Raw genomic sequence first — 21,351 nt, 5'->3', positions numbered from 1 at the left:
CGTCACTTCGCGGCGGCGGCCACCCAACGTTCGACGAGCCGCGCGGCCTTGCCGGAGTCCAGGACCGTGCGCGCGACTTCGACTCCCCGGCGAAGACCGTCGACCAGCGGCGCTTCGGACACGGCGGGGACCTCGGGGCTTCCATGGGCCACGAGTCCGGCCGCGACATTGAGGCACACCGCGTCGCGCACGGCCCGGGGCCCGCGCCCCGCGAAGACCTCGCCGGCGATGGCGGCATTGTCCGTGGGGGTTCCGCCACGCAGGTCCTCGACGGTGGCGCGGGCCATGCCGAAGGTTTCGGTGGCGTCGATCTCGTGGATGTCGACCACTCCGCCGTGGACGTGCCAGACCTGGTTGACGTCGACCGTGGAGAACTCGTCCAGGCCAAGGTCGCGACCTCGCACCACCACCGCGTCGACGCCGCGCTGGGCGCACACCCCCGCGATGATCCTCGCGTTGGCTTCATTTGCGGCCCCGAAGGCGCCTGCCCTGGGGCGCGCCGGGTTGGTCAGTGGCCCCAGCAGGTTGAAGACCGTGGGGAACGCCAGGGCGCGGCGCACCGGGGCGGCAAAGCGCATGGACGGGTGGAACTTGTTGGCGAAGAGGAAGGCGATGCCGACCTCGTCGAAGAGACGGGAGAGGTTCTGCGGCGCCAGGTCAAGGTCGATGCCCAAGGCTTCAAGAAGGTCGGCCGACCCGGAGGCGGAGGTCGACGCCCGGTTCCCGTGCTTGACCACCGGGACCCCCGTCGCCGCAAGCACCAGCGCTGACATGGTCGAGACGTTGACGGTGAAGTGCCCGTCCCCACCGGTGCCCACGATGTCGAGGGAGTCGGAGGGTAGGTCGGTGGGCAGGGCGTGGTCTCGCATGGCGTCGGCCAAGCCGTGCACCTCGGCCACTGTCACACCTTTGATGGTCAGCGCCGTCAGGGCGGCGGCCAGTCGAGGTTCGGGGACCTCCCCCTCCATGACGGCATCCATGAAGGCGTAGGCGTCCTCACGGGTGAGGCTCTGGCCGGCCAGAAGGGTGGAGATGAGCTGCGGCCACTCCATCATCGGCAGGACAGGACGGCCGCCACGGCCTCCTGCAGGCGCATCGGGTCCAGTGGGCGGGCGATGGTGGCCGCGGCTCCGGCCCAAGTGGCCAGCCACTCGTCCTGCTGACGGGCGGTGAGGTAGATGATCGGCGGCACGCGGTCCACCGTGTTCTCCAACTCCTTGGCGATCCCCATGCCACCGTGCTTCTTCGCTTCGGCGTCCATGACGATCAGGGCGAAGTCATGGGCGCCCACCGCTTCGGTGACGCCGAAGGTCGTGGCGGCTTCGTGCCAGGTGATACGGGGAGAATTCTTGGAGGCCTTGATCCCGACCCCGTCGATGACGGCCTTGCGGGTGTCTGCGTCGTCGCTGAAGACGAGGACGTCAACGGATTCTTCGCTCACAGGTGCTCCTTGAGGACTGGGTTCCCGGGGGCGCACGCCCGCAGGTGGTGGTGACATTCTAGACGCACGTGGGCGGGCCCCCTTTGGGGGCCCGCCCACGTGCATGTGCCCTTGTCGAGCGGTCTCAGCCGGCCGCCGACTGCGCGCCGATGATGTCGAAGACGATCACCTGGATGAGGGGCGCCACCGCCGACTGCGGTCCGGACTGTCCGACCATCTGCGGGGCCTGGACGACCTTGACCAGCAACACTCGCGAACCGACCGTCTGGTCCACCAGACCGTACTGTTCGGCGGGGGCCGAGATCGACTGGTCGGGCCAAGTGGTTGCGCCCTCGGCCTGCGAGGGGCTTGCGGCCACACCATGCATGTAGACGGTGTCTCCCGCCTTGATCTTCGCTCCGGTGCCGGTGGCCAGGACCACGAGCTTCTCCTCCGGCGCGACATCGCCGGTGAAGGTGATCTTCGGTTCCTTGCCCAAGTCACCGGCGACCTCGATGCCCGGAATCGTCTCGCCGGTGGGCTTGGCCGAGCCGAGGGCGGAGGTGTCCGAGGGGTCGAAGGCGGAGATGATGTCGACGACGAAGACCAAGGTCGACCCTGCGGGGATCTGGCCCTGTGACTGGTCGCCGTAACCGAACTCCGCCGGGATGACCAATTCGACCCGGTCGCCGATGCGCTGGCCCGCCAGTCCCCACTTCCAGCCCGGGATGACTTGGTTGAGGCTGAAGGTCGCGGTGGCCGCGCGATCGAAGGAGGAGTCGAAGGGGGTGCCGTCCCACAGCACGCCCGCGTAGTTGACGGTGAGGATGTCGTCGGGGCAGATGGGGGCGCCCTCGCCCTTGGTCAGGGTGGTGGCGATGATGCCCTTGGGCGTCTCACCGGCTCCCGGGGCGATGGTGGGTTTTTCACCGTATGCGCCGGTGACCTTCGGAATGCTGACGCTGCCGGAGCGGTCGACCTCGGGAGCCTGGCCTCCGGACTGCGGGGCGCACTGGCGGTCCGCGGGGACGGCTCCGGCACCCGATGCGCTGCCGGACTGTCCCGTGTTGAGGTTCGAGGTGCACGCGGCAAGGCCGAGGCCGGCGACGAGGGCGGCGCAGGCCACCGCGGCGAGGGAGCGGATGCGACTGTTCACATGTACCTCCGGCTCAGTGGAAGGAGTCGCCGCAGGCGCAGGTGTTCGCGGCATTCGGATTGTCGATGGTGAAGCCCTGACGCTCGATGGAGTCGGCGAAGTCGATGGTGGCTCCGTTGAGGTAGGGCACCGACATGCGGTCGACGACGACCTCGACCCCGTCGAAGTCACGAAGGGCGTCACCATCGAGCAGACGGTCGTCGAAGTAGAGCTGGTAGATGAGACCGGAGCATCCGCCCGGCTGGACGGCGACGCGCAAGCGAAGGTCGTCGCGTCCTTCCTGCTCGAGAAGGCTCTTGACCTTGGCGGCTGCCCCGTCGGTGAGGAGGACTTCGTGGGTCGCGGTCCCGATGCTGTCGGACATGTTGCTCCTTAGGATTCGGTGCCCGCGGGACGGCCCGGGGCGCTCGTCCAAGCCTACGACCGCGGCGTCGGCAGTGCCATTGCGGGTCCCACGCGCGCGCCCAATGGTGAGGATTGCCTCACTCGGGCAGCCACGTGTGTGCCAGCCGCACACCCGCCTCGCGCAGCCCCCGGAGGTCGTCGCCCTCGTCATGGGTCAGCAGGACGCCGTGGAGTCCCCACTGGGCGCATTCGTGTCGTGACAGCGAGGAGGAGGTCGCCACCGCGACGCAGGGCAGCGCGTGGGCGGCGGCCACGGCGCTGACCGTGTCCAGGGTGGCCTCGGCCAGCAGCGGCGAGTCGAGTCGAGGTTCGAGGACGACGACGAGGTCTGCGCCGCTCACCTTCGCGTCCAGGTCAAGAAGGTCACGCAGGACCTCCCCGGTCGGCGCGAGTCGGCCCCCGAGGGCCAGGACAACGGCGCCCACTCCCCCGCCTGCTCCGCTGCCGGCCGCCCGCGCGGGCACCCGGTGGGTGTCCTGGTCCTGGCCGGCCAGGGCAAGGAGGTGCCGCGCGGGGGCCGCCGCAGCGAATCCGGCCAGGAGGGCGCTGGTGAAGGCCCGGTCCTGGTCCTGCCGGGCGGACAGGTCCGGGTCCACGGCCAGGACCGAGGCCATGCCGAGCAGCGGACGGTTGGTCGAGGCGGCCATGAGCAGGTCGAGACCGGCCACGCGGCGGCGCGCCTCCACCAGGGCCTCGGGCAGTGCGTGGGCGATCCTGTGGTCGTGCGGCAGTTCTGCGCCGGTCAGGGCGCCGAGCATTCCGAGTCCGGCGTCGGGATGGGAGGGATGACCGCCTTCGAGGACCACGCGGGTCCCCTGCTCGGCAGCCGCAGCCAAGGCGCGTCCGACCTCCTGCGTCGGCCCGTCGGCCACGAGGACGGGACGCGGCCCGCCCTCGCCCAAGGAGTCGAGGGCGGCGGCGAAGTCCTTCCCACGTCCGAGGACGACGGAGCTCACCTGCGTGTCGGGCCTGCGTTCCCGGATGCCGTGTGCCACTGCGGCCAGAGCCTCCGCCGTGTCTGCGCCGGTGGCTCTCCACGAGCCCGCGAGCAGGACGTGCGGGTCAGTCACGACCCGCTGCGGCCTCTGCCAGGCGGGCCAGGTACAGGGCCTCGGCAAGGATCGCGCAACGCAGGTCCGGCACGGACTGGGACTCGTCCTCGGAATGCGCATTCGTCAACGGGTCCTCCACGCCGGTGACCACGACGGAGGCGCCGGGGAAGGTCTGCTGGAACTGCGAGATGAAGGGGATGGAACCACCCACTCCGATGTTGACCGAGGGCACTCCCCAGGCTTCGGTGAGGACCTCGTGCAGGAGGTGGGTGGCCGGCGCATCCATGTCGGCCTGGTATGCGGGACCCAGGTCCACCTGGGAGAACTCCAGCCGGCATCCCCACGGGGCGCGCTCCCGCATGGCGGCTTCGACGGCGGCCATCGAAACCGCCGGATCCTGCCCGGGCACCGTGCGCAGGGAGAAGCGGATCCGGGTGGAGGCCGCCAAGGTGTTGGAGGCATCGGCCACGCTGGTCGAGTCCCAACCGATGACGGTCAGGGCGGGTTTGGTCCACACGCGGGCGGCCAGGTCGCCGGTGCCTGCCAGCCTGACCCCGTCCAGGACACCGGCTGCCTGGCGGTACTCGTCCTCGGGCCAGACGACGTCGGCCTCGTCGGTGCCTCCAAGGCCATCGACAGACAGGTTCCCGTCCTCGTCGTACATGGAGGCGACCAACAGGGCGCCGCAGGTGACGGCGTCCAGGAGCGGGCCGCCGAACATGCCGGAGTGGACTGCGTGGTCGGCCACACGCAGGTCCACGGTGAAGGTGCAGTTGCCGCGCAGGGTCGCGGTGACGGCCGGTTCGCCGACCTTCCAGTTGTCGGAGTCGGCGACGACGATGACGTCGGCGGACAGTTCTTCCGCGTGGCGCTCCAGGAAGGTCTGGAATGAGGGGGAGCCGATCTCCTCTTCGCCCTCGATGAAGACGACGACATTGACAGGCAGGTCGTCGCCGAGAAGGCGCAGGGCGCCCAGGTGGACGATGATGCCCGCCCCGTCATCGGAGGTGCCGCGCCCGTAGATGCGTTCGCCTCGAATCTCGGCGGTGAAGGGGTCCGAACTCCACGTGGAGGTGTCCCCCACCGGCTGGACGTCGTGGTGGGCGTAGAGGAGGACCGTGGGCGCTCCCTCGATGCGGGGGCCGTGGGCCAGGATCGCGGGCTTGCCGACGACGCCTTCGGGCGTGGTTTCCGACAGGACCCGCGCCTCCAGTCCGGCGGCTTCGAAGCGGGAACGCACGTGCTCGGCGCTGCGGGCAAGGTCGTCCTGGTGCTGGGGCAGGGAGGAGATGGAGGGGATGGCGACGAGGGCTCCGAGTTCGTCGAGGAGGGCCGGGAACTCGGCGTCGAGTCGGGTGCGCAGGTCGGCGGTGGAGGGGGCAGGCTTCTTCGCAGTCATGGTCCAAGCCTAGCCGCCCCACGGGTCATCGCCCGGCTCGCACGAGCCTTCCCGGGCGCCGGGGGCGCCTCATCGGTCGGGGTGGGAGTCGACTACGATGCAGGGGTGTTCTTCAGCCGCAAGAAGTCCGAGTCCGAACAGCCCGCCGAGCCGACCCGTCCCGACCCGTCCGGCCGCAAGGGGCGTCCCACCCCGACCCGCAAGCAGGCCGAGGCCGCGCGTCAACGCCCACTGGTGCCCTCCGACCGCAAGGCCGCCCGCAAAGCGGCCCGCGCCAAGCGGGACGAGGCCTACCGTCGCGAGCAGGAGGCCCTGGTCACAGGCGACGAGCGATGGTTGCCGGCTCGCGACAAGGGACCGGTCCGCCGTTTCGTCCGCGACTGGGTCGATGCGCGCTGGTCGGCCTCGGAGTTCATCCTGCCGGTCATGGTGCTCTTCCTGGCCGCCATGATGATCGTCTCCCTGTTCAAGATCGAGGCCGGCATGGCGGCCACGATCGTCATGGGCGTCACCATCGTCATGTACGGGTTCTTCGGCATTTCCATCGCCGAGGCCGCCCTCGTGTGGTGGCATCTGAAGAAGAAACTGGCCGACGCCTTCGGTGCGGACGCGATCCCGCGCGGGACGTGGTTCTACACCTACTCGCGCATGATCATGGCGCGCATGTGGCGTTCCCCCCGCCCTCAGGTCAAGCGTGGCGAGTTCCCGGAGGTCCGCCACAAGAAGCGCTGACCCGCCGGGGCCACCTGCCGGCCCGCGGCCCCGTCCACAGGCTCTTCCCCGCTCGGAGCCGTCCACAGTCCCCGTCCTTCCGGGCACCCCCGTCCACAGGTCCTCCCCCATGCTCTGGTGTCGGCCCGTGTCCTCCTCGCACGCTGGGGTGAGGATCCCGCGACGAAGGAGGACGCCATGAAGGGCGAGAGCAATGCCACTGCCACGACCGCCGATGACGAAGGCCTGTTCGAGGGCCTCCACGCACCCATGGGGTGGACGCGCGCCCCACGGATCCGTCGGATCATCCTGCCCTTGTTGGACCCGCACGACGTGGAGGCCCCCTTCGCGAGGTTCGCCGACCTGGGCGGGCACGACGCCCGGCGTCTTGCCGAGTTGCTGCCCGCATCGGCCCTGGAGGACCGGCAGAACAGTGGACCGACCCTGTTCCAGTGTCTTCGATCGGCATGTGCGGACCCCACCGTGCGCCTTTCCGGATACCTGGTGAGTCCTCCGCGCTGGGACGAGCGCCTCACGGTCGACGCCATCGAAGTGGCCGACACGGAGTCGGCGGACTCCGCGACGGCCGCCGACCATCCGGGAACCCAGCGGGTGTGGGAGGAACTGCGCATCCGCCTGGGACTGGCCGACACGGTCGCCGGCCCCGACGAGCTCCTGCACCTGCGGCGCCTCCCCTCGAGTGGCCGACCCGGGTGGTGGATGTGGTGGGACTAGGCTGGACGCATGATCGGCTTCGTGTACCGGCTCCTGTTCCGCACCCTCATCCGACACACCGACCCCGAGGCCGCACACCACCACGGCCTGTCCGCCATCGCGCTCGCCGGCTCCGCACTGCCCACTCGTCGCCTCATGCGCTCCGTCCTGGGGCATGCGCGCACCCCCGAACCCCACGGTCGTCAGGTCCGCATCGGCCCACGGATCGTGCCGGGACGCCTGGGACTGGCCGCCGGCATGGACAAGGACGCGCAGGCAGTGCTGGGCCTGACGGCAATGGGTTTCGCCTTCGTCGAGGTGGGCACCATCACCGCCCTGCCCCAGCCCGGCAACGACGAGCCCAGACTGTGGCGTCTTCCTGAGGCGGGCGCCCTGCGCAACCGCATGGGTTTCAACAACGGGGGCGCCCAAGCGGCCGCCGAGCGCCTCAAGGCTCTGCGTTCCACGCCCGAGGGGCGCGCGGCCATCGTCGGCGCGAACATCGGCAAGAACAAGATGACGCCCGAGCACCTGGCGGCCGAGGACTACCGGATGTGCGCACGCATGTTGGCCAAGTGGGTGGACTTCGTCGTCGTCAACGTCTCCTCCCCGAACACTCCGGGGCTTCGGGACCTCCAGTCCGTCGACCACCTGCGCCCCATCCTGGAGGCCGCGCGGCTGGGCTGCGAAGAGTCCTGCACGCGCAGGATCCCCCTCTTGGTGAAGATCTCGCCCGACCTGGCTGACGAGGACGTCGTCGCCGTGGCCGAACTGGCCCGCGAGCTCGGACTCGAAGGCATTGTCGCCACCAACACGACGACCGCTCACGACATGGGTGAGGGAGGCCTGTCGGGACGCCCCCTCAAGGAGCGTGCCCTGGAGGTGGTCCGACTGGTGGCCCGGCACATGGACGACGACCAGGTTCTCATCGGCGTCGGCGGCATCAGCGACCAGGAGGACGCCCTCGACATGCTCGAGGCCGGAGCTGACCTTGTCGAAGCCTTCACCGCCTTCGTCTACGAGGGCCCCTCATGGCCGGGCCGCATCAACCGGGCCCTGGCAGCCTACTGAACACGCGCAACCAGACGAACCCGTAATCGCCCAAGGAGACCCGCCCGTGCTCGTGCCCCTTGACGAGTCGTCCCTGTCGAAGGACCCTCGTCTGGAGGACTACACCTCCATGACGGACGTCCGTCTGCGCTCTCGCCTGGAACCCGAACGCGGCCTCTACATGGCAGAGTCGACGAATGTCATCATGCGGGCACTCGAGGCCGGGCACCGGCCTCGTTCCCTGCTGATGGCGCCCCGCTGGGTGGACACCATGGCTCCCCTGCTCCACGCCGCCACCGGCGCCGACGACGGCGGCGAAGTCCCCGTCTACGTGGCCCCAGAGCCCCTGCTGCGCGAGATCACGGGCTTCCACCTGCACCGTGGCGCGCTTGCCGCCATGCACCGCCCCGAATTGGACAGCGTCGACCATGTGCTCGCACGCTGTCGTGAGGGAGCAGGAGCCCGACGCGTCGTCGTCCTGGAGGACCTGGTCGACCACACGAATGTCGGAGCGATCTTCCGGGGCGCGGCAGCGCTCGGCGTGGACGCGGTCCTGGCCAGCCCCAGGTGCGCCGACCCCCTCTACCGGCGCAGCGTCCGCGTGTCGATGGGCACGGTGTTCCAGGTGCCGTGGACACGCACCGGCCACTGGCCCCACCCGGGGGTCGAGGACCTCCAGAACTGCGGGTTCACGGTGGCCGCCCTGGCCCTGTCGGAGGACTCGGTGAGTCTTGACGACTTCGCCGCCTCGACGGCGTGCACCGACCCGGATGCGCGCATCGCCCTGGTCATGGGGACCGAAGGGGATGGACTGTCCCGACACACCCTGGCTGCCTGCGATGTCGTCGTGCGCATCCCGATGTCCGGCGGTGTGGACTCCCTCAATGTCGCCGCCGCCTCTGCCGTGGCCTTCTGGGCCACCCGCGGCGTGGGCGCACGCTGAGGCCCCACTGGGCCGACCCGCACGCGCCGACCGCCGTCACTCCGAGGTGCGCCCCCCGAAGGGGGCCAACCTCAGATGTTGTCGGGGACCGACCCGTGACGAGGATGCTCCTGAGCGAGGTGCTCCAGCCCCTCGGCGTCGATTTCCGGGCTCGCCTCGGGCACTGGCAGCACCCTGAGGGCGACGATCGAGGCGACCAGTCCACCCCACACGAGGAGGATGGTGATGGCCATCATGAAGACTGCGACGGCGCTCATCGGGTGGCCTCCTCAGTGTCGGAAACGGCGGTCAGGTCGCTGATGTGCAGGGTGATGGGACGGTGCCGCCACGGCACGAAGGTCAGGACCAGGGACGCCAGGCCGACGAAGACGATGGAGCCCCAGCCGAAGACCCCGACGTACCATGCAGGATTCTCCCCGTACCCCTTGGTCACATAGTCGACAAGGGCCATGAAGAGCATGACACCCAGGACGATCGGCACGACGATCCCGACAAGGTGGTCCCATGCCCTGGGCACCTTGACCGAGGACACGGAGTTCAAATGGGCCCGCAGTCCCTTCATCTTCGGGCCGAGGATCGCCGCGTAGACGGTGGTGGCGATGGCCGAGCCGACGATGCCCACGTTGTTGATGAATGCGTCGACGATGTCCAACGTGTTCAGTCCGGAAGTCGTGCCGTACAGGACGATCGAGATGACGGTGGCCGGGATGCCCATGGTGAAGGAGGCGGCGACGGGGCTCATGCCGAACTTGTCCTGCAGGCCACCCGAAACCACCTGGAGCAGTGAGAGCAGGGAGGTGATGCCGGCCAGGACCAGGGAGGTGAAGAAGAGGACACCGAAGAGAGGTCCTCCCGGCATCATCGAGATGATCTTCGGGAAGGTGACGAAGGACAGGATCGGTCCGGTGAGCCCTTCGAGCTGGCTGAATGTGACCCCCTGTTCATGGGCCATGAAACCCAGGGCGGAGAATACTCCCAGGCCTGCGAGGATCTCGAAGGAGGAATTCGCGAAGCCCGCCACCAGACCGGTGCCCGTGAGGTTCGAACGGGGCTTGAGATAGGAGGCGTAGGTGAGCATGATGCCGAAGGCCACGGACAGCGAGAAGAAGATCTGGGAGATCGCTGCCAGCCACACGTGGTAGTTCGTCAGCGCCGACCAGTCCGGGGTGAAGAAGGCGTTGAGGCCTTCGACGGCGCCGGGAAGGAAGAGGGCGCGCACGACCAGGGCGAGGAAGAGGACGACGAGCAGCGGCAGGAAGATCCTGTTGGCCACCTCCACGCCCCGGGAGACACCCAGCCCCATGATGAGCAGGACCACCAGCCACACCAGGGCCAGTGGGATGGCCACCGCCGGCACGAAGTCGAAATGGACGGCGTCGGTGTCGGCAACCTTGAGGAAGTCGCCGACGAAGAAGGTCATGGGGTCGTTTCCCCAGGCCTCGGTGACCGAGAACACCACGTACTGGGCGGCCCAGGCGATCACTGCGGCGTAGTAGGCGAAGATGACGAAGCACACGAAGACCTGGACCCAGCCGAAGAACTCGCCGACGGCGCCGATGCGACGCAACGCCCACGGCGGTGAACCACGGAACTTGTGACCGATGGCGTAGTCGAGCCACAGGACGGGGATGCCGATGGCGACCAGGGCCACGAGATAGGGGATCAGGAACGCGCCGCCGCCGTTGGTGTAGGCCACGCCCGGGAAACGCCAGATGTTGCCCAGTCCGATGGCCGAGCCGATGGCAGCGAGCAGGAAACCGGTCTGACCGGTCCACGTGTCGCGTGTCTTCGCGCCGCTGGTCGGCGCTGCGGATTCACTCATGTGACTGTGCCTCCTTGGGGACTGTGCACACGTTAGCGTCCTTGCACATTTCGCGATGAAGTGCTCACCTTGTGGTCAGAGCGTGTGGATGCCCAGCGCGACGAGGATCCGGGCCACCACGAGGACGAAGACGAGGCCGATCGCGCGCACTCCTTGGACGATCGGTCCCACGTGTTCACGGCCGGACCCGCAGGTTCCTCCCGGACGCTCAGGTCCGTCGGTCGGGCCGGTGGCCCGACTTTCGACCAAGGCGCACCTCAGTTGAAGCCCATGACCGCTTGGGCCACCTTGTAGCCGATCATCGCGATCCTGCGACCCGGACGGCCGGGAATGGCGATGAGGCGCCCGAGCAGCGACCGGGTGACCGCCTCCGAGGCCTCGGGATCGACCGCTGCGAGGTCGTGCCACAGTTGTTCCTTGGCCTCCAGGTGCTCGGGGGTGCCCGACCTCAGCAGCATGACCGTGCACACCACGCAGTTGATGCGCAGGTAGTGGGCCATGTAGCGGTACAGGTTCGCCGGCACACTGCCGCGAGGAGGCATGGCCTCGACCATGAGGCGATTGACCCGCAGCAGTTGGTCGATGCGCGAGATCATCACCTTCTCGTTCACCGACTGGTCGTCGCGTCCGATGAAGTAGCGGTACAGGTCCACGTCCAGGTAGCGGATGGTGCGCACCAGCGGCAGCGGGACGTGCGAGTACAGGTAGTCGACGTAGAAGGTCTTCTCCGGCAGGACCAACCCGGAGGCCCTGACCAGGTCGGTGCGCAGGATCAGCGAGTGCATCATGAGGTACTGGTCGTACCGGCAGCGGCGCACGTTCTCCCAACCGATGACCTTCCCCTCGGGAAGGACGTTGCGGAAGCGGACCACCGTCTTGTGGGCGCGTCCCTGCTTCTCGTACACGTAGTTGGTGACCAGCAGGTCCAAGGGTTCAGCGGCTTCACGCGATGCGCGGAGCACGTCGAGGACGGCGTGAACGCTGGCACGGTCCAGCCAGTCGTCGGAGTCGACGACCTTGAGGTGGCTGCCGGTGGCGACACGGATTCCGGCATTGAGGGCGCCTCCGTGGCCGGCGTTGACCTGGTGGACCACGCGCACGGATTCCGGGTGCTTGGCCGCCCAGTCGTCGGCCAATCGGGGCGTGGAGTCGGTCGAGCCGTCATTGACGATGATCACCTCGACCTCCTGGCCGTATCCGACCAAGGACTGCATGGCCCGGTCGAGGTAGGCCTCGGAATTGTAGGAGGGGACGATCACCGACAGCAAAGGTGCTGGAGCATCGACGCGGGCACCGTGTTCGTTCATGGTCACCGACCAATCGTGCCCCACTGACCGGTCCGGTATCAACGTCGACGCGCACCGAGATGTGGCGGGCGCGACCCCTCACGAGCGCGAAGCGGGGGCGGGCCGCGGGGTCTCGTCCCGGGAGGCTGCGTCCTCGTCCCCTTCCGGGACGCGTTTGAAGATCACTTTGAACACGAGGTAGAAGACCCAAAAGGCGATGGTCGAGTTGATGAGCATCGTCACCACGTCGGCGACACTCTGTCCCCGGACCTGGCCGAACCAGTTCTGCATGAGGGAGTAGACGGGTGCCTTGTAGGCCACCTGCAGGGCCGCCGCAGCCACGGTGATGAGGATGTAGGCGATCGCGTACCAGAATGCGGCCACACGGATCGACGTGTTCGACCGGAAGGTGATGTTGCGCTGGGCGAAGAAGTCCAGCACCTGACCGATGAACAGGGTGATCTGGACGGCCAGGAAGTAGGCCAGGCCACCGCCCAGGCCGTCGGCGTCCACGTGCCCGGCCGCGTAGTCGAACATGTAGACCACATGGTCACCACTGCCGCCGATGGGCAGGGCCTGGACGGGAATGTCCACCAGAGACGTCTTGCCGAAGACCCACTTGAGAATGGGCATGAGGACGAGCTGGACGACGGTGATCGCATTGGCGAAGAACATGAACAGGACGAATTGGGCCACCGATCCGAAACGTTCTTCGAAACGGCGCCACAACTCCTTGCCCGCCCTGACCATCCGACTCCTGCCATCGCCCGCATGCCCACCGGCACGATCCGTGTTCCAGTGTGCCACGCACAGGTGTGTGCTCGCCGAGCGTGTCACAGCCGCCACGGCGGGGCAGCCCGGGCATCGAAAGGCTCCGACCACGCCGATCCTCGCGTGGGACAATGCGCACATGCGAATCACACCCGATTCCCGTCTGGTCTTCGTCGACATCGATGGCACCTTGGTCGACCACCACCAGCAGGTGCCGGCCAGCGCGGCTCGCGCCTGCCGGGCCGCTGTCGAGGGCGGGCACCGGCTGCTCCTGTGCTCGGGGCGATCTGCCCCGGAGATCTACCCGCGGATGTGGGAGCACGGCTTCTCCGGTCTGGTCGCCGGGGGCGGCGCCCATGTCCTCGTCGACGGAGCAACCCTGCTGGACACGAGGATCCAGGCCGACGACATTCGCACCATCGACTCCTACCTTGCATCCTTGGGGGCCATCTGGATCTGGCAAGGGCCCGACGCAATGCACCCGAGCCGGGGTTTCATGGAACAGTTCCTGGAAAAGATGAGCGCCGCGGGAGCCACCTCCTCATGGGAGGAATACGCGACCTCCGTGGGACCCCACCTGCGCAGTGGGCTGCCCGAGACCTCGTCGAAGGTCACCGTCTACGTGCCCGTGGGACACAGCAGCATCGACGAGGTGCGCGCAGCGCTGCCCTCCTCGGTCCGTATGGTTCCGGGCTCCGTCCACGCTGCGACGACATTCGTCGTCGAGATCATGCCTCGGGGAGTGTCCAAGGGAGCGGCCATCGAGTTGGTCGCCGCTCACCTTGCCGTCCCCATGTCACACACAGTGGCACTGGGCGACTCGCACAACGACATCGAGGCCCTGACTGTCGCGGGCGTCGGAGTGGCCATGGGGGGCTGCGCGCCGGAAGTCATGGAGGCCGCCGACCGGGTGACCACGGGTGTGACCGAGGACGGCCTCGCCCGGGCCTTCGTGGACCTGGGACTCGCCCCCGCCACGGTCCTCGACCAGGACTGAGGGCTGCCCACGGGCGCCGGCGCCGTGCAAAATGCGCTCCGACACGCCTGAGGAGTCACGCAGTAGCGGCCCGGCGCCGCGAGGCGGGGTCTATCCTGATCGGGAGGATTCCCCGCGCATGAGCGGGCCGAAGTGAGGAGTGGACAATGAGCCAAGCACAGACCATCCTCGACGCCCTGGGCGGCTGGTCGAACATCGACGTCATCGAGGCGTGCATCACCCGCATCCGCGTCGAGGTCAAGGACGTGGAGCCCGTCGACGAGAAGGCCCTGGAGGGCGCCGGCGCCTTCGGAGTCGTGGCCGTGGGCAACTCACTCCAGTTGGTCATGGGCCCCGAGGCTGAAGAAATCACCACCGCCATCGAGGCGCTCCGGTGAGACTGCGCCGACCGAAGGACCTGTGCTCCCCCGTTGCGGGAACCGCAGTACCCTTGGCCGACGTTCCCGACCCGGTCTTCGCCGAAGAGATCGTCGGACCCGGTGTGGCCGTCGAGCCCTTGGGGGATTCCTCCGTGGCGGTGGTCGCCCCCGTGGGCGGACAGATCTCCAAGCTGCACCCGCACGCCTTCGTCATCACCACGGGTGAGGGCCTGGACGTCCTCGTCCACCTGGGGATCGACACAGTGACCTTGCGGGGCCGGGGTTTCGAGGTCCACAAGGTCGAGGGCGAGACGGTCCAGGTGGGCGACAAGATCGTCACCTGGGATCTCTCGGTGGCCAAAAAGGCCGGCCTCGGTGTCACCGTGCCCGTCATCGTCCTGACGGGTTCGCCCTACACGCCTGAGCCCCTCGTGTGGCCGGGCACGCCGGTCCTGCTCGGCTCGCCTCTGTTGCGCCTGAAGTAGAGGCCAACGCACGGCCACACCATCGACCTCAACGGGGCCGCCCCGGCCCCGTCCTCGCCCGCCCCGGAGGGCAGGGCGGAATGCTCAGGAATGGACCGTGTGGTCCAACTTGGAAAAGAGCGAACCCAAGCGGTCGTTCGTCGGCAGGTCGTCGATCAAGACCTCCACACCCTCCGCATCACACAGGGGAATGCACCAGTTCGGGTACTCCTTGTCAGTGCCCGGCAGGTTCTGGGGCCGCTTGTCGCCGACAGCGTCGACAAGTCCGGCCACCACCAGCAGCGCGGGGGTACGCGCCATGTAACCGTGCATGGCCTCGACCCTCTCCTGGACACTGGGATCTGCCGAAGTCGTCAGACCGTACTCGCGCAGACGCACGGCCATCTGCTCCCGTTCGACCAGATCGGCGGCCCGCACGGCCTCCACGTCCTCCACCAGAAGGCCGAGTCGGTCACGCAGGGTCGTCTGGATGCCTTCGACGTACCCGGCGGTGGGCGGCAGGTCGTGGGTGGTCACCGCCGCCAAGCATTCCCTGCGATACCAGTCGGCGTGCATGGGCCAGCCGGAGTCCTCCTTCTCGAACCACAGGACGGAGGTGCCCAGGATCCCCCGGTCGCGCAAGTAGTCGCGCACCCACGGCTCCACGGTGCCCAGGTCCTCACCGATGACCAGGGCTCCGGCCTTCTGGGCCTCCAGCAGGACCACGCCGACCATTGCCTCGTGGTCGTAGTACACGTAGGTGCCGGCGCTGGCCCCCTGGCCTTCGGGAATCCACCACAGACGGAACAGGCCCAGGATGTGGTCGATGCGCACCGCGCCTGCCGACGCGACGGCTGCCCGCGCCATGTCACGCAGAGGGGCGTACCCCGCCTCGGCCAGGGCGCGCGGCGACCACGGCGGCTGGGACCAGTCCTGCCCCTGCTGGGAGTACATGTCCGGGGGTGCTCCCACGGAGATGCCGCGGGCGAACATGTGCGGGTCGGACCAGATCTCGGAGCCGCGGGGGTGGACGCCCACCGCCAGGTCCGCCATGACTCCGAGGTCCATGCCGATCTCGACGGCCACCGCCTGCGCATGGGCCAGTTGTTCGGAGGCGATCCACTGGCACCACTGCCAGAATTCGATGCGATCGGCCAGTTCGAGGCGCGCCCTGTCGGTGCCCGGGGCTCCGGACCAGGAGACCTCCTCAGGCAGGTGCGTGCCTTCAGCGCGCTCGACCAGCGCACACCACAGGGCGAAGTTCGCCAAGTCCGTGCCTCCGCGTGCCACGAAGCGACGGAACTGGGAGTCCCGGTGGATGGAACGCGGCAGGGCGAAGACCAACTCCAGCGCCTTGCGCTTGGCCTCCCAACTGCGGTCGCGGTCGACCAGCGTGTCCTTCTCCTCCACCGGCGCAGTGGCCAGTCGCAGTTCCTCCACGGCGGCGCGCACATGCGGTGACGCCTGGGCGAATTCCTCGACCGCCTCTGGACGCACGTACAGGGGGTTCACCCAGCGTCGGGTGACGGGAAGATATGGGGAGTTCTCGATGGGGGCGACGGGTGCGGAGGCGTGGACGGGGTTGATGAGCAGGAAGTCCGCACCCCTGTCGCCGCACACGGCCAGAAGGTCGGCCAGGTCCTCGGCGTCGCCCATGCCCCACGACCTCGCCGAGCGGGTCGAGTACAACTGCGCGGAGACACCCCACCTGCGTTTTCCGTCCTGTGCGGGCACGTGCAGGGAGTTCGGGGTGACGATCAACGTCGCGGAGTGCACGTGGCCGCCCTCGACGGTGGCGACGAGGCGGTGCCACCCGATGGGCAGGTGCGAGGGGACTCGGAAAGTCGCACGCCCCACCATGGCGTCATCGACCCGGCGCGGCGGCACCCAACGGTCCACCTGTTCGCACATGCCGGAACCGCCGTCCTCAAGCACCCATGTGACACTGACCCAGTGGCCGTCAGGAACGTGGACTGGGAACTCGGCACCAGAGCCTTGCCTCACGACGATCGTCGGCGGCAGGGTACGTCGCCAGTGGGCGTCCTCGGTCTCCTCCAGGGCGGCCCGGACGTCGGCGACCGTGGACTGGGGTGTGACGTCGACCCCCAAGGAAGCCAGGACGCGCAGCAGGGAATCGGCGCTGACGGCTTTCCAGTTGCCGTACCAGTCCCAGAATCCAGTCGCCACACCGTTGACATCCGCAAGGTGTCTGAGAAGGTCGATGTCAGCTTCGGCGGTGGGCATCTGGTCCACGCGGGTTCTCCTCCGGGGGTCGGGATCTGGGGAGGTCTCCACCAGTCTAGGACGGGCCGGTGTCCGCCGAGGACAAAGGGAGACACTCCTGCGTCCTCGTCCAACGTCCCGACTCCTGGGCCCCTTCCTGGCCGGCGCGCTCCAGCAGGGCGATCATCTCTTCCGCGATCCCGTCCGAGGGCGGGCCTGCGACCACCTGGACGATGCTGCGGGAACGGACCACGGCAAGGACGCCGGTAATGCGCAGTCCCTTCTCGTCGACGAGGGCGGGGTCGGCCACTTCCACGCGGATGCGCAGGACACACGGTTCGACGTCTTCGAGATTCTTCGGTCCGCCGAGGGCGTCGACGAAGGCCATGGCCATCGAAGTGGTGTCCAGGGTCACGTCCTGCCTCCTCACGTCCCCGGCGAATCCCTGCGCCGCACCGACGGCGGTGCGACGTCCGTCACAGACTAATCCGTGAGGTTGAAGGCGGCAATCCAGGCGCGAACGCAAGAGTGCGCTGACGGCAGCACAGGTCCACACTTGTGACATGACCGCTCCAGTTGACATTCCCCTGCTCACCGCCGAACCCGTGGCCTCGGTGCTGAGGATCCTCCAATTGGAGGAGGCCGGGGACGACCTCTTCCACGCGCACTGTCTTCCGCAGGTCAGACGCGTCTACGGCGGACAGGTCATCGCACAGGCGGCGCTGGCTGCCTGCGCCACCCTGGAGGACCCGGAGCGGATGATGCACTCGCTGCACGCCTACTTCCTGCGCGGAGGCGACCCGGCGGCCACCTTCGAGATCAGCGTCGAGCGTCTGCGTGACGGTCGCAGTTTCTCCTCCCGCGCGGTCAGTGCCGTCCAGGACGGGCGAGAGATCCTCACCATGACCGCCTCCTTCCAAGGCGCCGAGGACGGGCTCGTCTTCGAGACCGACGCTCCCACGGCGCCCGCCCCGGAGGAGCTGACCAGCGCACTGGAGATCTTCCGCATGATGGAGCACCCCGTGGGCCGCTTCCTCGGCAAGACCGCCGCCTTCGACCTGCGACACGTGGGCGCCTCCCTGTACACGGGCGCCGACCCGGCCCCCAGCCCCGTCCAGCACCTGTGGATGCGTCCTCGCGTCCCATTGCCGAAGGGCGCCTCACAGAACGTCCACCGGGCACTGCTCGCCTACGTCATCGACCAGGTGATGTTGGAGCCGGCAATGCGGGTGCTCGGCCTGTCGTGGATGACTCCCGGACTGTCGGCGGCCTCCCTCGACCACGCGATGTGGTTCCACCGGGACGTGGACGTGTCCCAGTGGCTCCTGGTGGAAGGCACCTGCCACAACGTCAACAGCGCGCGCACCCTGACCCGTGCCCGGGTCTTCACCCGATCAGGTGAGCTCGTGGCCGAAGCGGAACAGCAGGGCATGGTGCGCGTGCCTGACGAACACCACCAGGGTTCGCAGCGTTGGGGTTTCGGTGTGGATCCGGTGACGGGCAGGCCGGCCCTCGGCACGGCCTGAGCCCGCCCCCCGTGAGCCTGCCCGTCACTTGTCGGGTCGGTCCTGACCTTGGGGGGCTTCGACCTCGGCAAGGGCCTTCTGGCGTGCGCGGCGGCGTGTGCGCGCCCCTCGCACGTCCAGCCAGGTGCACAGGGCGGTCAGTGCCACCGCGAAGGCGGTGAAGCCCCACATCATGACCTTCCACGGGGCCACCGTCTGACGCACGGTGGTTTCAGGGCCCACTCCATTCATGGCGTTGGAGTTGACGACTGTGAAGACCACGTCCTTGGCGGCACGTCGCATGTCGGCCACCACCGCCTCCGAAAGCGCTTCGTCGTCGAGTTTCCACAGGTGCGAGTCCGTGTTGAGCCACAGGCTGGTGCCTGCCGCCAGGCCCTCACGCAGGTCCTCGTACGCGAAGTTCGCAAATGACGCCTGGTCGGTGATGGCAGCGCCCCGGAAACCCCATTCCCCTCGAAGGACCTCGGTCATGAGTCCCCGGTGTCCGCCCGCCCACCGGGCGCCGATCCGGTTCATCGACACCATCACCGCGTTGGCCCCGCCCCGGCGAACGGCGGTCTCGAAGGGCGACAGGTAGATCTCGCGGATGGTCTGCTCGTCCGCGAAGGTCACGACGCCCATGCGGTTGGTCTCCTGGTCGTTCAGGGCGAAGTGCTTCGTCCAGGCGATCACTCCCTTCGAGCGTGCTCCGGAGACGACGACGGCGGTCATGTCGCCGGACAGGAGCGGGTCCTCGGACCAGTACTCGAAGTTGCGGCCCGAGTAGGGGCTGCGGTGGATGTTCGTCGAGGGGGCGTACCAGCCGGTGACTCCCAGGGCCAGCGAGTCCTCTCCGACTCCGGCGCCAAATTCCGTGGCGAGCTGCGTGTTCCAGCTGGAGGCCAGGACGACCTCCGGTGGGTAGGCGGTGCCCGAAGTGCCGCCGACCAGCGTGTTCGAAATGCCTGCGGACCCGTCCTTGGCGACGGTTCCGGGAAGCTGGATAGATTCGACGGGGCGCGTCTGGTAGCCGCCCACGCGGACCAGGGCATCCAACTCGTCGACTCCGAGTTGGCCGACCAAGGTCTCCCAGGCCGGGTCGTCCCAGTCCTTCCCGACCAGGTCGACGGCTTTGAGCGGGGTGGAGGCCCCTGAGGAGGAGGCGCCGTCGCCACCGGAGGAGACGGTGTCGATGGCCAGGTCTTCGAGAAGCCGGGCGGGCGCCTCCCAGGAGCCGTCGGCGAAGGTCGTGGGCCATGTGCCCTGCCAGTCGCTGCGGGAGAGCCTGGTCCAGTCCTGTCCGTAGTGGGCGGGGTCGGCTTCCTCGAAGCGTGCCGTGACGGGCCGCCCGGTGGCCGGGGCGGTGGCCCATGTGGTCCGGTCGGTGGTGGCCACGGTGAATCGGTGGACGAGGTCGACCACACCCGGCCCGTCGAGACGCTCCGCCGGGATTCCGGTGGCCGCCAGGACCGAGTTCAGCGCCTGGTGCGCGTCCTGGCCGAGGGCCAGCGCGTACTGCCCTGCTTCGACGATCCACGTGCCGACCGTCGGGTCCCACACACGCAGGGCCTCTTCAGGGGTCTCGATGGTCACCGTCTGACTCTCACCGGGGGCCAACTGCCTGGTCTTGGCGAAGCCCACGAGGTTCACGGCTGCGCGTTCGATGCCGGCGCTGCGGTCCTGGTCGCTGTAGGGGGCGTGCAGGTACAGCTGGACGACGTCCTTGCCCGCCACCGACCCGGTGTTCGTCACCGTCACCGTGGTCATCCACCCCTTGGCGCTGCGGGTGGTGGAAGCCGTGGACCACTGGAAGTCCGTGTAGGACAGGCCGTGGCCGAAGGGGAATTGGACCTCGTCGGCGTAGGTCCACCGGCCCGCATTGCCCTGGCCACGCACGACGTCCTCGTAGCGGGTCTCGTAGTAGCGGTAGCCCACGTAGATGCCTTCGGAATAGGCGATGACCTTGTCTCCGTTGGGCACTTGGGAGTTGCTGATCGAGAAGTCGCCGATGTTGGCGGTGGCGGGCGCCGACAGGGAGTCGGTGGAGTAGGTGTCGACCAGTGCGCCGGAGGGGTTGGCTGCGCCGGTGAGGACCTCGCCGACGGCCTTCGCGCCGCCCTGGCCCAGGGCACCGATCCACACCAGGGCGTCGGGGCGGATCTGGTCCAGCTCCGACAGGTCCATGGCGTTTTGGGTGTTGAGCAGGACGATCACCTTGGGGAAGCGTTCGCGTGCCAGTGTGAGCAGGTCCAGTTCCTCGGTGGACAGTTGCAGGTAGGTGCGCCCCTTGGCATCGGGGGCTGTGGGCAGGTCGGAGCTCTCGCCTCCGGAGCGACCGATGACGACCAGTGCCGCATCCCCGTAGGAGTCGAAGGAGGACAGCGCGTCTTCCGTGTAGGCCGACTGGGGGACTTCGTTGACGGCGAAGTCTCCGCGGCCGTAGACGTCGGTGGTGGTCTTGCGGAACTCCTTGCCGGGGCCCTCCTTGTAGAAGGCCGTCAGGGTCGGGTTGACCTGGAGTCCGCTGGCGGCAAGGCCGTCGACGAGGCCCACTGCGGTCGAGGCGTCGACCGAACCCGCGCCGCCTCCGCCGTGGACGGGGTCGACGCCGTCCTGTCCGAGCACCGTCACCTTCGCACCCGCCTTCAGCGGCAGAGCGCCCTCCGAATTGCGCATGAGGGTGATTCCTTCGCGTGAGACGTCGGTGCTCAGGGCCTCAAGGGCCGATCGTCGTTCGTCGGCACTGGCGTATGCGCTGGTGAAACGCTGGGTTTCCGCGCCGCCGGGGTTGACCAGTTCGGTGCCGCCGGCACCGAGGAAGATGCTGAGGATCCCCTCGTAGCGGGGTCCGAGGACGAAAGTGCCTGCCAGTCCCGCAAGGACGAGGACGGAGCAGGCTCCGTACACGAACAGTCGACGCAGGGCGCGGCGCACGCGGCGCCATGTGGTCTCGGCTTTGCCAACCATGGGTTCCTCCTCGAACCTGCGATGGGGCGGACGCCCCGGCGCAACCCCATCCCACACCGTCGCAGGAGTCGATGTGCGGGTCCGGGCACATTCTGTCGATCCATGTC

22 protein-coding genes are annotated in these 21,351 nt (G+C 68.3%); 8 read left to right on the top strand and 14 right to left on the bottom strand.

All coding sequences use genetic code 11. From position 1 onward, the window contains the following. Nucleotides 1-2: 2 nt before the first annotated feature. The 6 genes from trpD to I6B53_RS04960 all read right to left on the bottom strand — a co-directional run bounded on the left by trpD (nucleotide 3) and on the right by I6B53_RS04960 (nucleotide 5,432). Nucleotides 3-1,061 (bottom strand): anthranilate phosphoribosyltransferase, encoded by a 1,059-nt coding sequence (gene trpD / locus I6B53_RS04985; protein WP_216765345.1) that lies wholly within the window; start codon nucleotides 1,059-1,061, stop codon nucleotides 3-5. Beyond that, complete coding sequence (locus I6B53_RS04980) at nucleotides 1,052-1,441, bottom strand: hypothetical protein (RefSeq protein WP_216765131.1); 390 nt, start codon at nucleotides 1,439-1,441, stop codon at nucleotides 1,052-1,054. Before I6B53_RS04980 ends, trpD begins: the two co-directional genes overlap by 10 nt. 124 nt (nucleotides 1,442-1,565) lie before the next feature. Continuing rightward, complete coding sequence (locus I6B53_RS04975) at nucleotides 1,566-2,576, bottom strand: FKBP-type peptidyl-prolyl cis-trans isomerase (protein ID WP_216765130.1); 1,011 nt, start codon at nucleotides 2,574-2,576, stop codon at nucleotides 1,566-1,568. A gap of 13 nt (nucleotides 2,577-2,589) precedes the next feature. After that, complete coding sequence (gene erpA / locus I6B53_RS04970; RefSeq protein ID WP_216765129.1) at nucleotides 2,590-2,940, bottom strand: iron-sulfur cluster insertion protein ErpA; 351 nt, start codon at nucleotides 2,938-2,940, stop codon at nucleotides 2,590-2,592. A 118-nt stretch (nucleotides 2,941-3,058) separates the two neighbouring features. Next, entirely contained in the window at nucleotides 3,059-4,051 is a 993-nt protein-coding gene (locus I6B53_RS04965; protein ID WP_216765128.1) for a glycerate kinase, read from the bottom strand. Continuing rightward, the gene (locus tag I6B53_RS04960; protein ID WP_216765127.1) at nucleotides 4,044-5,432 is read right to left on the bottom strand and encodes a M20/M25/M40 family metallo-hydrolase; all 1,389 of its coding nucleotides are present in this window, start codon (nucleotides 5,430-5,432) and stop codon (nucleotides 4,044-4,046) included. Before I6B53_RS04960 ends, I6B53_RS04965 begins: the two co-directional genes overlap by 8 nt. Nucleotides 5,433-5,537: 105 nt before the next feature. On the opposite strand from I6B53_RS04960, the gene I6B53_RS04955 reads away from it, so the two are divergent. The 4 genes from I6B53_RS04955 (at nucleotide 5,538) to I6B53_RS04940 (ending at nucleotide 8,850) form a co-directional block, all read left to right on the top strand. Further along, nucleotides 5,538-6,164: a DUF3043 domain-containing protein gene (locus tag I6B53_RS04955; RefSeq protein ID WP_216765126.1), complete on the top strand. Its 627-nt coding sequence runs from the start codon at nucleotides 5,538-5,540 to the stop codon at nucleotides 6,162-6,164. A gap of 177 nt (nucleotides 6,165-6,341) precedes the next feature. Then, the gene (locus I6B53_RS04950) at nucleotides 6,342-6,878 is read left to right on the top strand and encodes a hypothetical protein (RefSeq protein ID WP_216765125.1); all 537 of its coding nucleotides are present in this window, start codon (nucleotides 6,342-6,344) and stop codon (nucleotides 6,876-6,878) included. Between the two features lie 9 nt (nucleotides 6,879-6,887). After that, nucleotides 6,888-7,928 (top strand): quinone-dependent dihydroorotate dehydrogenase, encoded by a 1,041-nt coding sequence (locus I6B53_RS04945; RefSeq protein WP_216765124.1) that lies wholly within the window; start codon nucleotides 6,888-6,890, stop codon nucleotides 7,926-7,928. Between the two features lie 46 nt (nucleotides 7,929-7,974). Then, nucleotides 7,975-8,850 carry an RNA methyltransferase gene (locus I6B53_RS04940; protein ID WP_216765123.1) on the top strand — a complete coding sequence of 292 codons (876 nt, stop codon included), beginning with the start codon at nucleotides 7,975-7,977 and terminating at the stop codon, nucleotides 8,848-8,850. Between the two features lie 71 nt (nucleotides 8,851-8,921). Here I6B53_RS04940 and I6B53_RS04935 read toward each other — a convergent pair whose 3' ends face one another. From I6B53_RS04935 to I6B53_RS04915, 5 genes are all read right to left on the bottom strand, one after another. Next, complete coding sequence (locus I6B53_RS04935) at nucleotides 8,922-9,107, bottom strand: methionine/alanine import family NSS transporter small subunit (protein WP_216765122.1); 186 nt, start codon at nucleotides 9,105-9,107, stop codon at nucleotides 8,922-8,924. Beyond that, a complete protein-coding gene (locus I6B53_RS04930) occupies nucleotides 9,104-10,672 on the bottom strand; it encodes a sodium-dependent transporter (protein ID WP_216765121.1) in 1,569 nt (522 codons plus the stop codon). The genes I6B53_RS04935 and I6B53_RS04930 overlap by 4 nt, the downstream gene beginning before the upstream one ends. Nucleotides 10,673-10,747: 75 nt before the next feature. Then, nucleotides 10,748-10,921 (bottom strand): hypothetical protein, encoded by a 174-nt coding sequence (locus I6B53_RS04925; RefSeq protein ID WP_216765120.1) that lies wholly within the window; start codon nucleotides 10,919-10,921, stop codon nucleotides 10,748-10,750. A gap of 8 nt (nucleotides 10,922-10,929) precedes the next feature. Beyond that, on the bottom strand, nucleotides 10,930-11,979 hold the full coding sequence (locus tag I6B53_RS04920; protein ID WP_216765344.1) for a glycosyltransferase: 1,050 nt from the start codon (nucleotides 11,977-11,979) through the stop codon (nucleotides 10,930-10,932). A 78-nt stretch (nucleotides 11,980-12,057) separates the two neighbouring features. Continuing rightward, nucleotides 12,058-12,765, bottom strand: coding sequence for a hypothetical protein (locus I6B53_RS04915; protein ID WP_253953977.1), 708 nt, complete (start codon nucleotides 12,763-12,765; stop codon nucleotides 12,058-12,060). A 103-nt stretch (nucleotides 12,766-12,868) separates the two neighbouring features. Between I6B53_RS04915 and I6B53_RS04910 the strand changes: the two genes are divergently transcribed. The 3 genes from I6B53_RS04910 to I6B53_RS04900 all read left to right on the top strand — a co-directional run bounded on the left by I6B53_RS04910 (nucleotide 12,869) and on the right by I6B53_RS04900 (nucleotide 14,570). Further along, nucleotides 12,869-13,726 carry a Cof-type HAD-IIB family hydrolase gene (locus I6B53_RS04910; protein ID WP_216765119.1) on the top strand — a complete coding sequence of 286 codons (858 nt, stop codon included), beginning with the start codon at nucleotides 12,869-12,871 and terminating at the stop codon, nucleotides 13,724-13,726. A gap of 146 nt (nucleotides 13,727-13,872) precedes the next feature. After that, entirely contained in the window at nucleotides 13,873-14,103 is a 231-nt protein-coding gene (locus I6B53_RS04905) for a glucose PTS transporter subunit EIIB (protein ID WP_216765118.1), read from the top strand. Further along, entirely contained in the window at nucleotides 14,100-14,570 is a 471-nt protein-coding gene (locus I6B53_RS04900; RefSeq protein WP_216765117.1) for a PTS glucose transporter subunit IIA, read from the top strand. Before I6B53_RS04905 ends, I6B53_RS04900 begins: the two co-directional genes overlap by 4 nt. Nucleotides 14,571-14,654: 84 nt before the next feature. Here I6B53_RS04900 and malQ read toward each other — a convergent pair whose 3' ends face one another. Together malQ and I6B53_RS04890 are read right to left on the bottom strand one after the other, a co-directional pair. After that, on the bottom strand, nucleotides 14,655-16,793 hold the full coding sequence (gene malQ, locus I6B53_RS04895) for a 4-alpha-glucanotransferase (protein WP_216765342.1): 2,139 nt from the start codon (nucleotides 16,791-16,793) through the stop codon (nucleotides 14,655-14,657). A 55-nt stretch (nucleotides 16,794-16,848) separates the two neighbouring features. After that, the gene (locus I6B53_RS04890) at nucleotides 16,849-17,187 is read right to left on the bottom strand and encodes a PTS transporter subunit EIIB (protein ID WP_253953976.1); all 339 of its coding nucleotides are present in this window, start codon (nucleotides 17,185-17,187) and stop codon (nucleotides 16,849-16,851) included. A gap of 148 nt (nucleotides 17,188-17,335) precedes the next feature. On the opposite strand from I6B53_RS04890, the gene I6B53_RS04885 reads away from it, so the two are divergent. Further along, nucleotides 17,336-18,298 (top strand): acyl-CoA thioesterase II, encoded by a 963-nt coding sequence (locus tag I6B53_RS04885; RefSeq protein WP_216765116.1) that lies wholly within the window; start codon nucleotides 17,336-17,338, stop codon nucleotides 18,296-18,298. Between the two features lie 24 nt (nucleotides 18,299-18,322). Here the strand turns inward: I6B53_RS04885 and I6B53_RS04880 are convergent, their stop codons facing one another. Then, entirely contained in the window at nucleotides 18,323-21,244 is a 2,922-nt protein-coding gene (locus I6B53_RS04880; RefSeq protein ID WP_216765115.1) for a glycoside hydrolase family 3 N-terminal domain-containing protein, read from the bottom strand. Nucleotides 21,245-21,351 lie beyond the last annotated feature (107 nt).

This window comes from Schaalia sp. 19OD2882 (genome assembly GCF_018986735.1).
Taxonomy (GTDB): Bacteria; Actinomycetota; Actinomycetes; order Actinomycetales; family Actinomycetaceae; genus Pauljensenia.
This window is presented reverse-complemented; position numbering and strand designations above follow the sequence as displayed.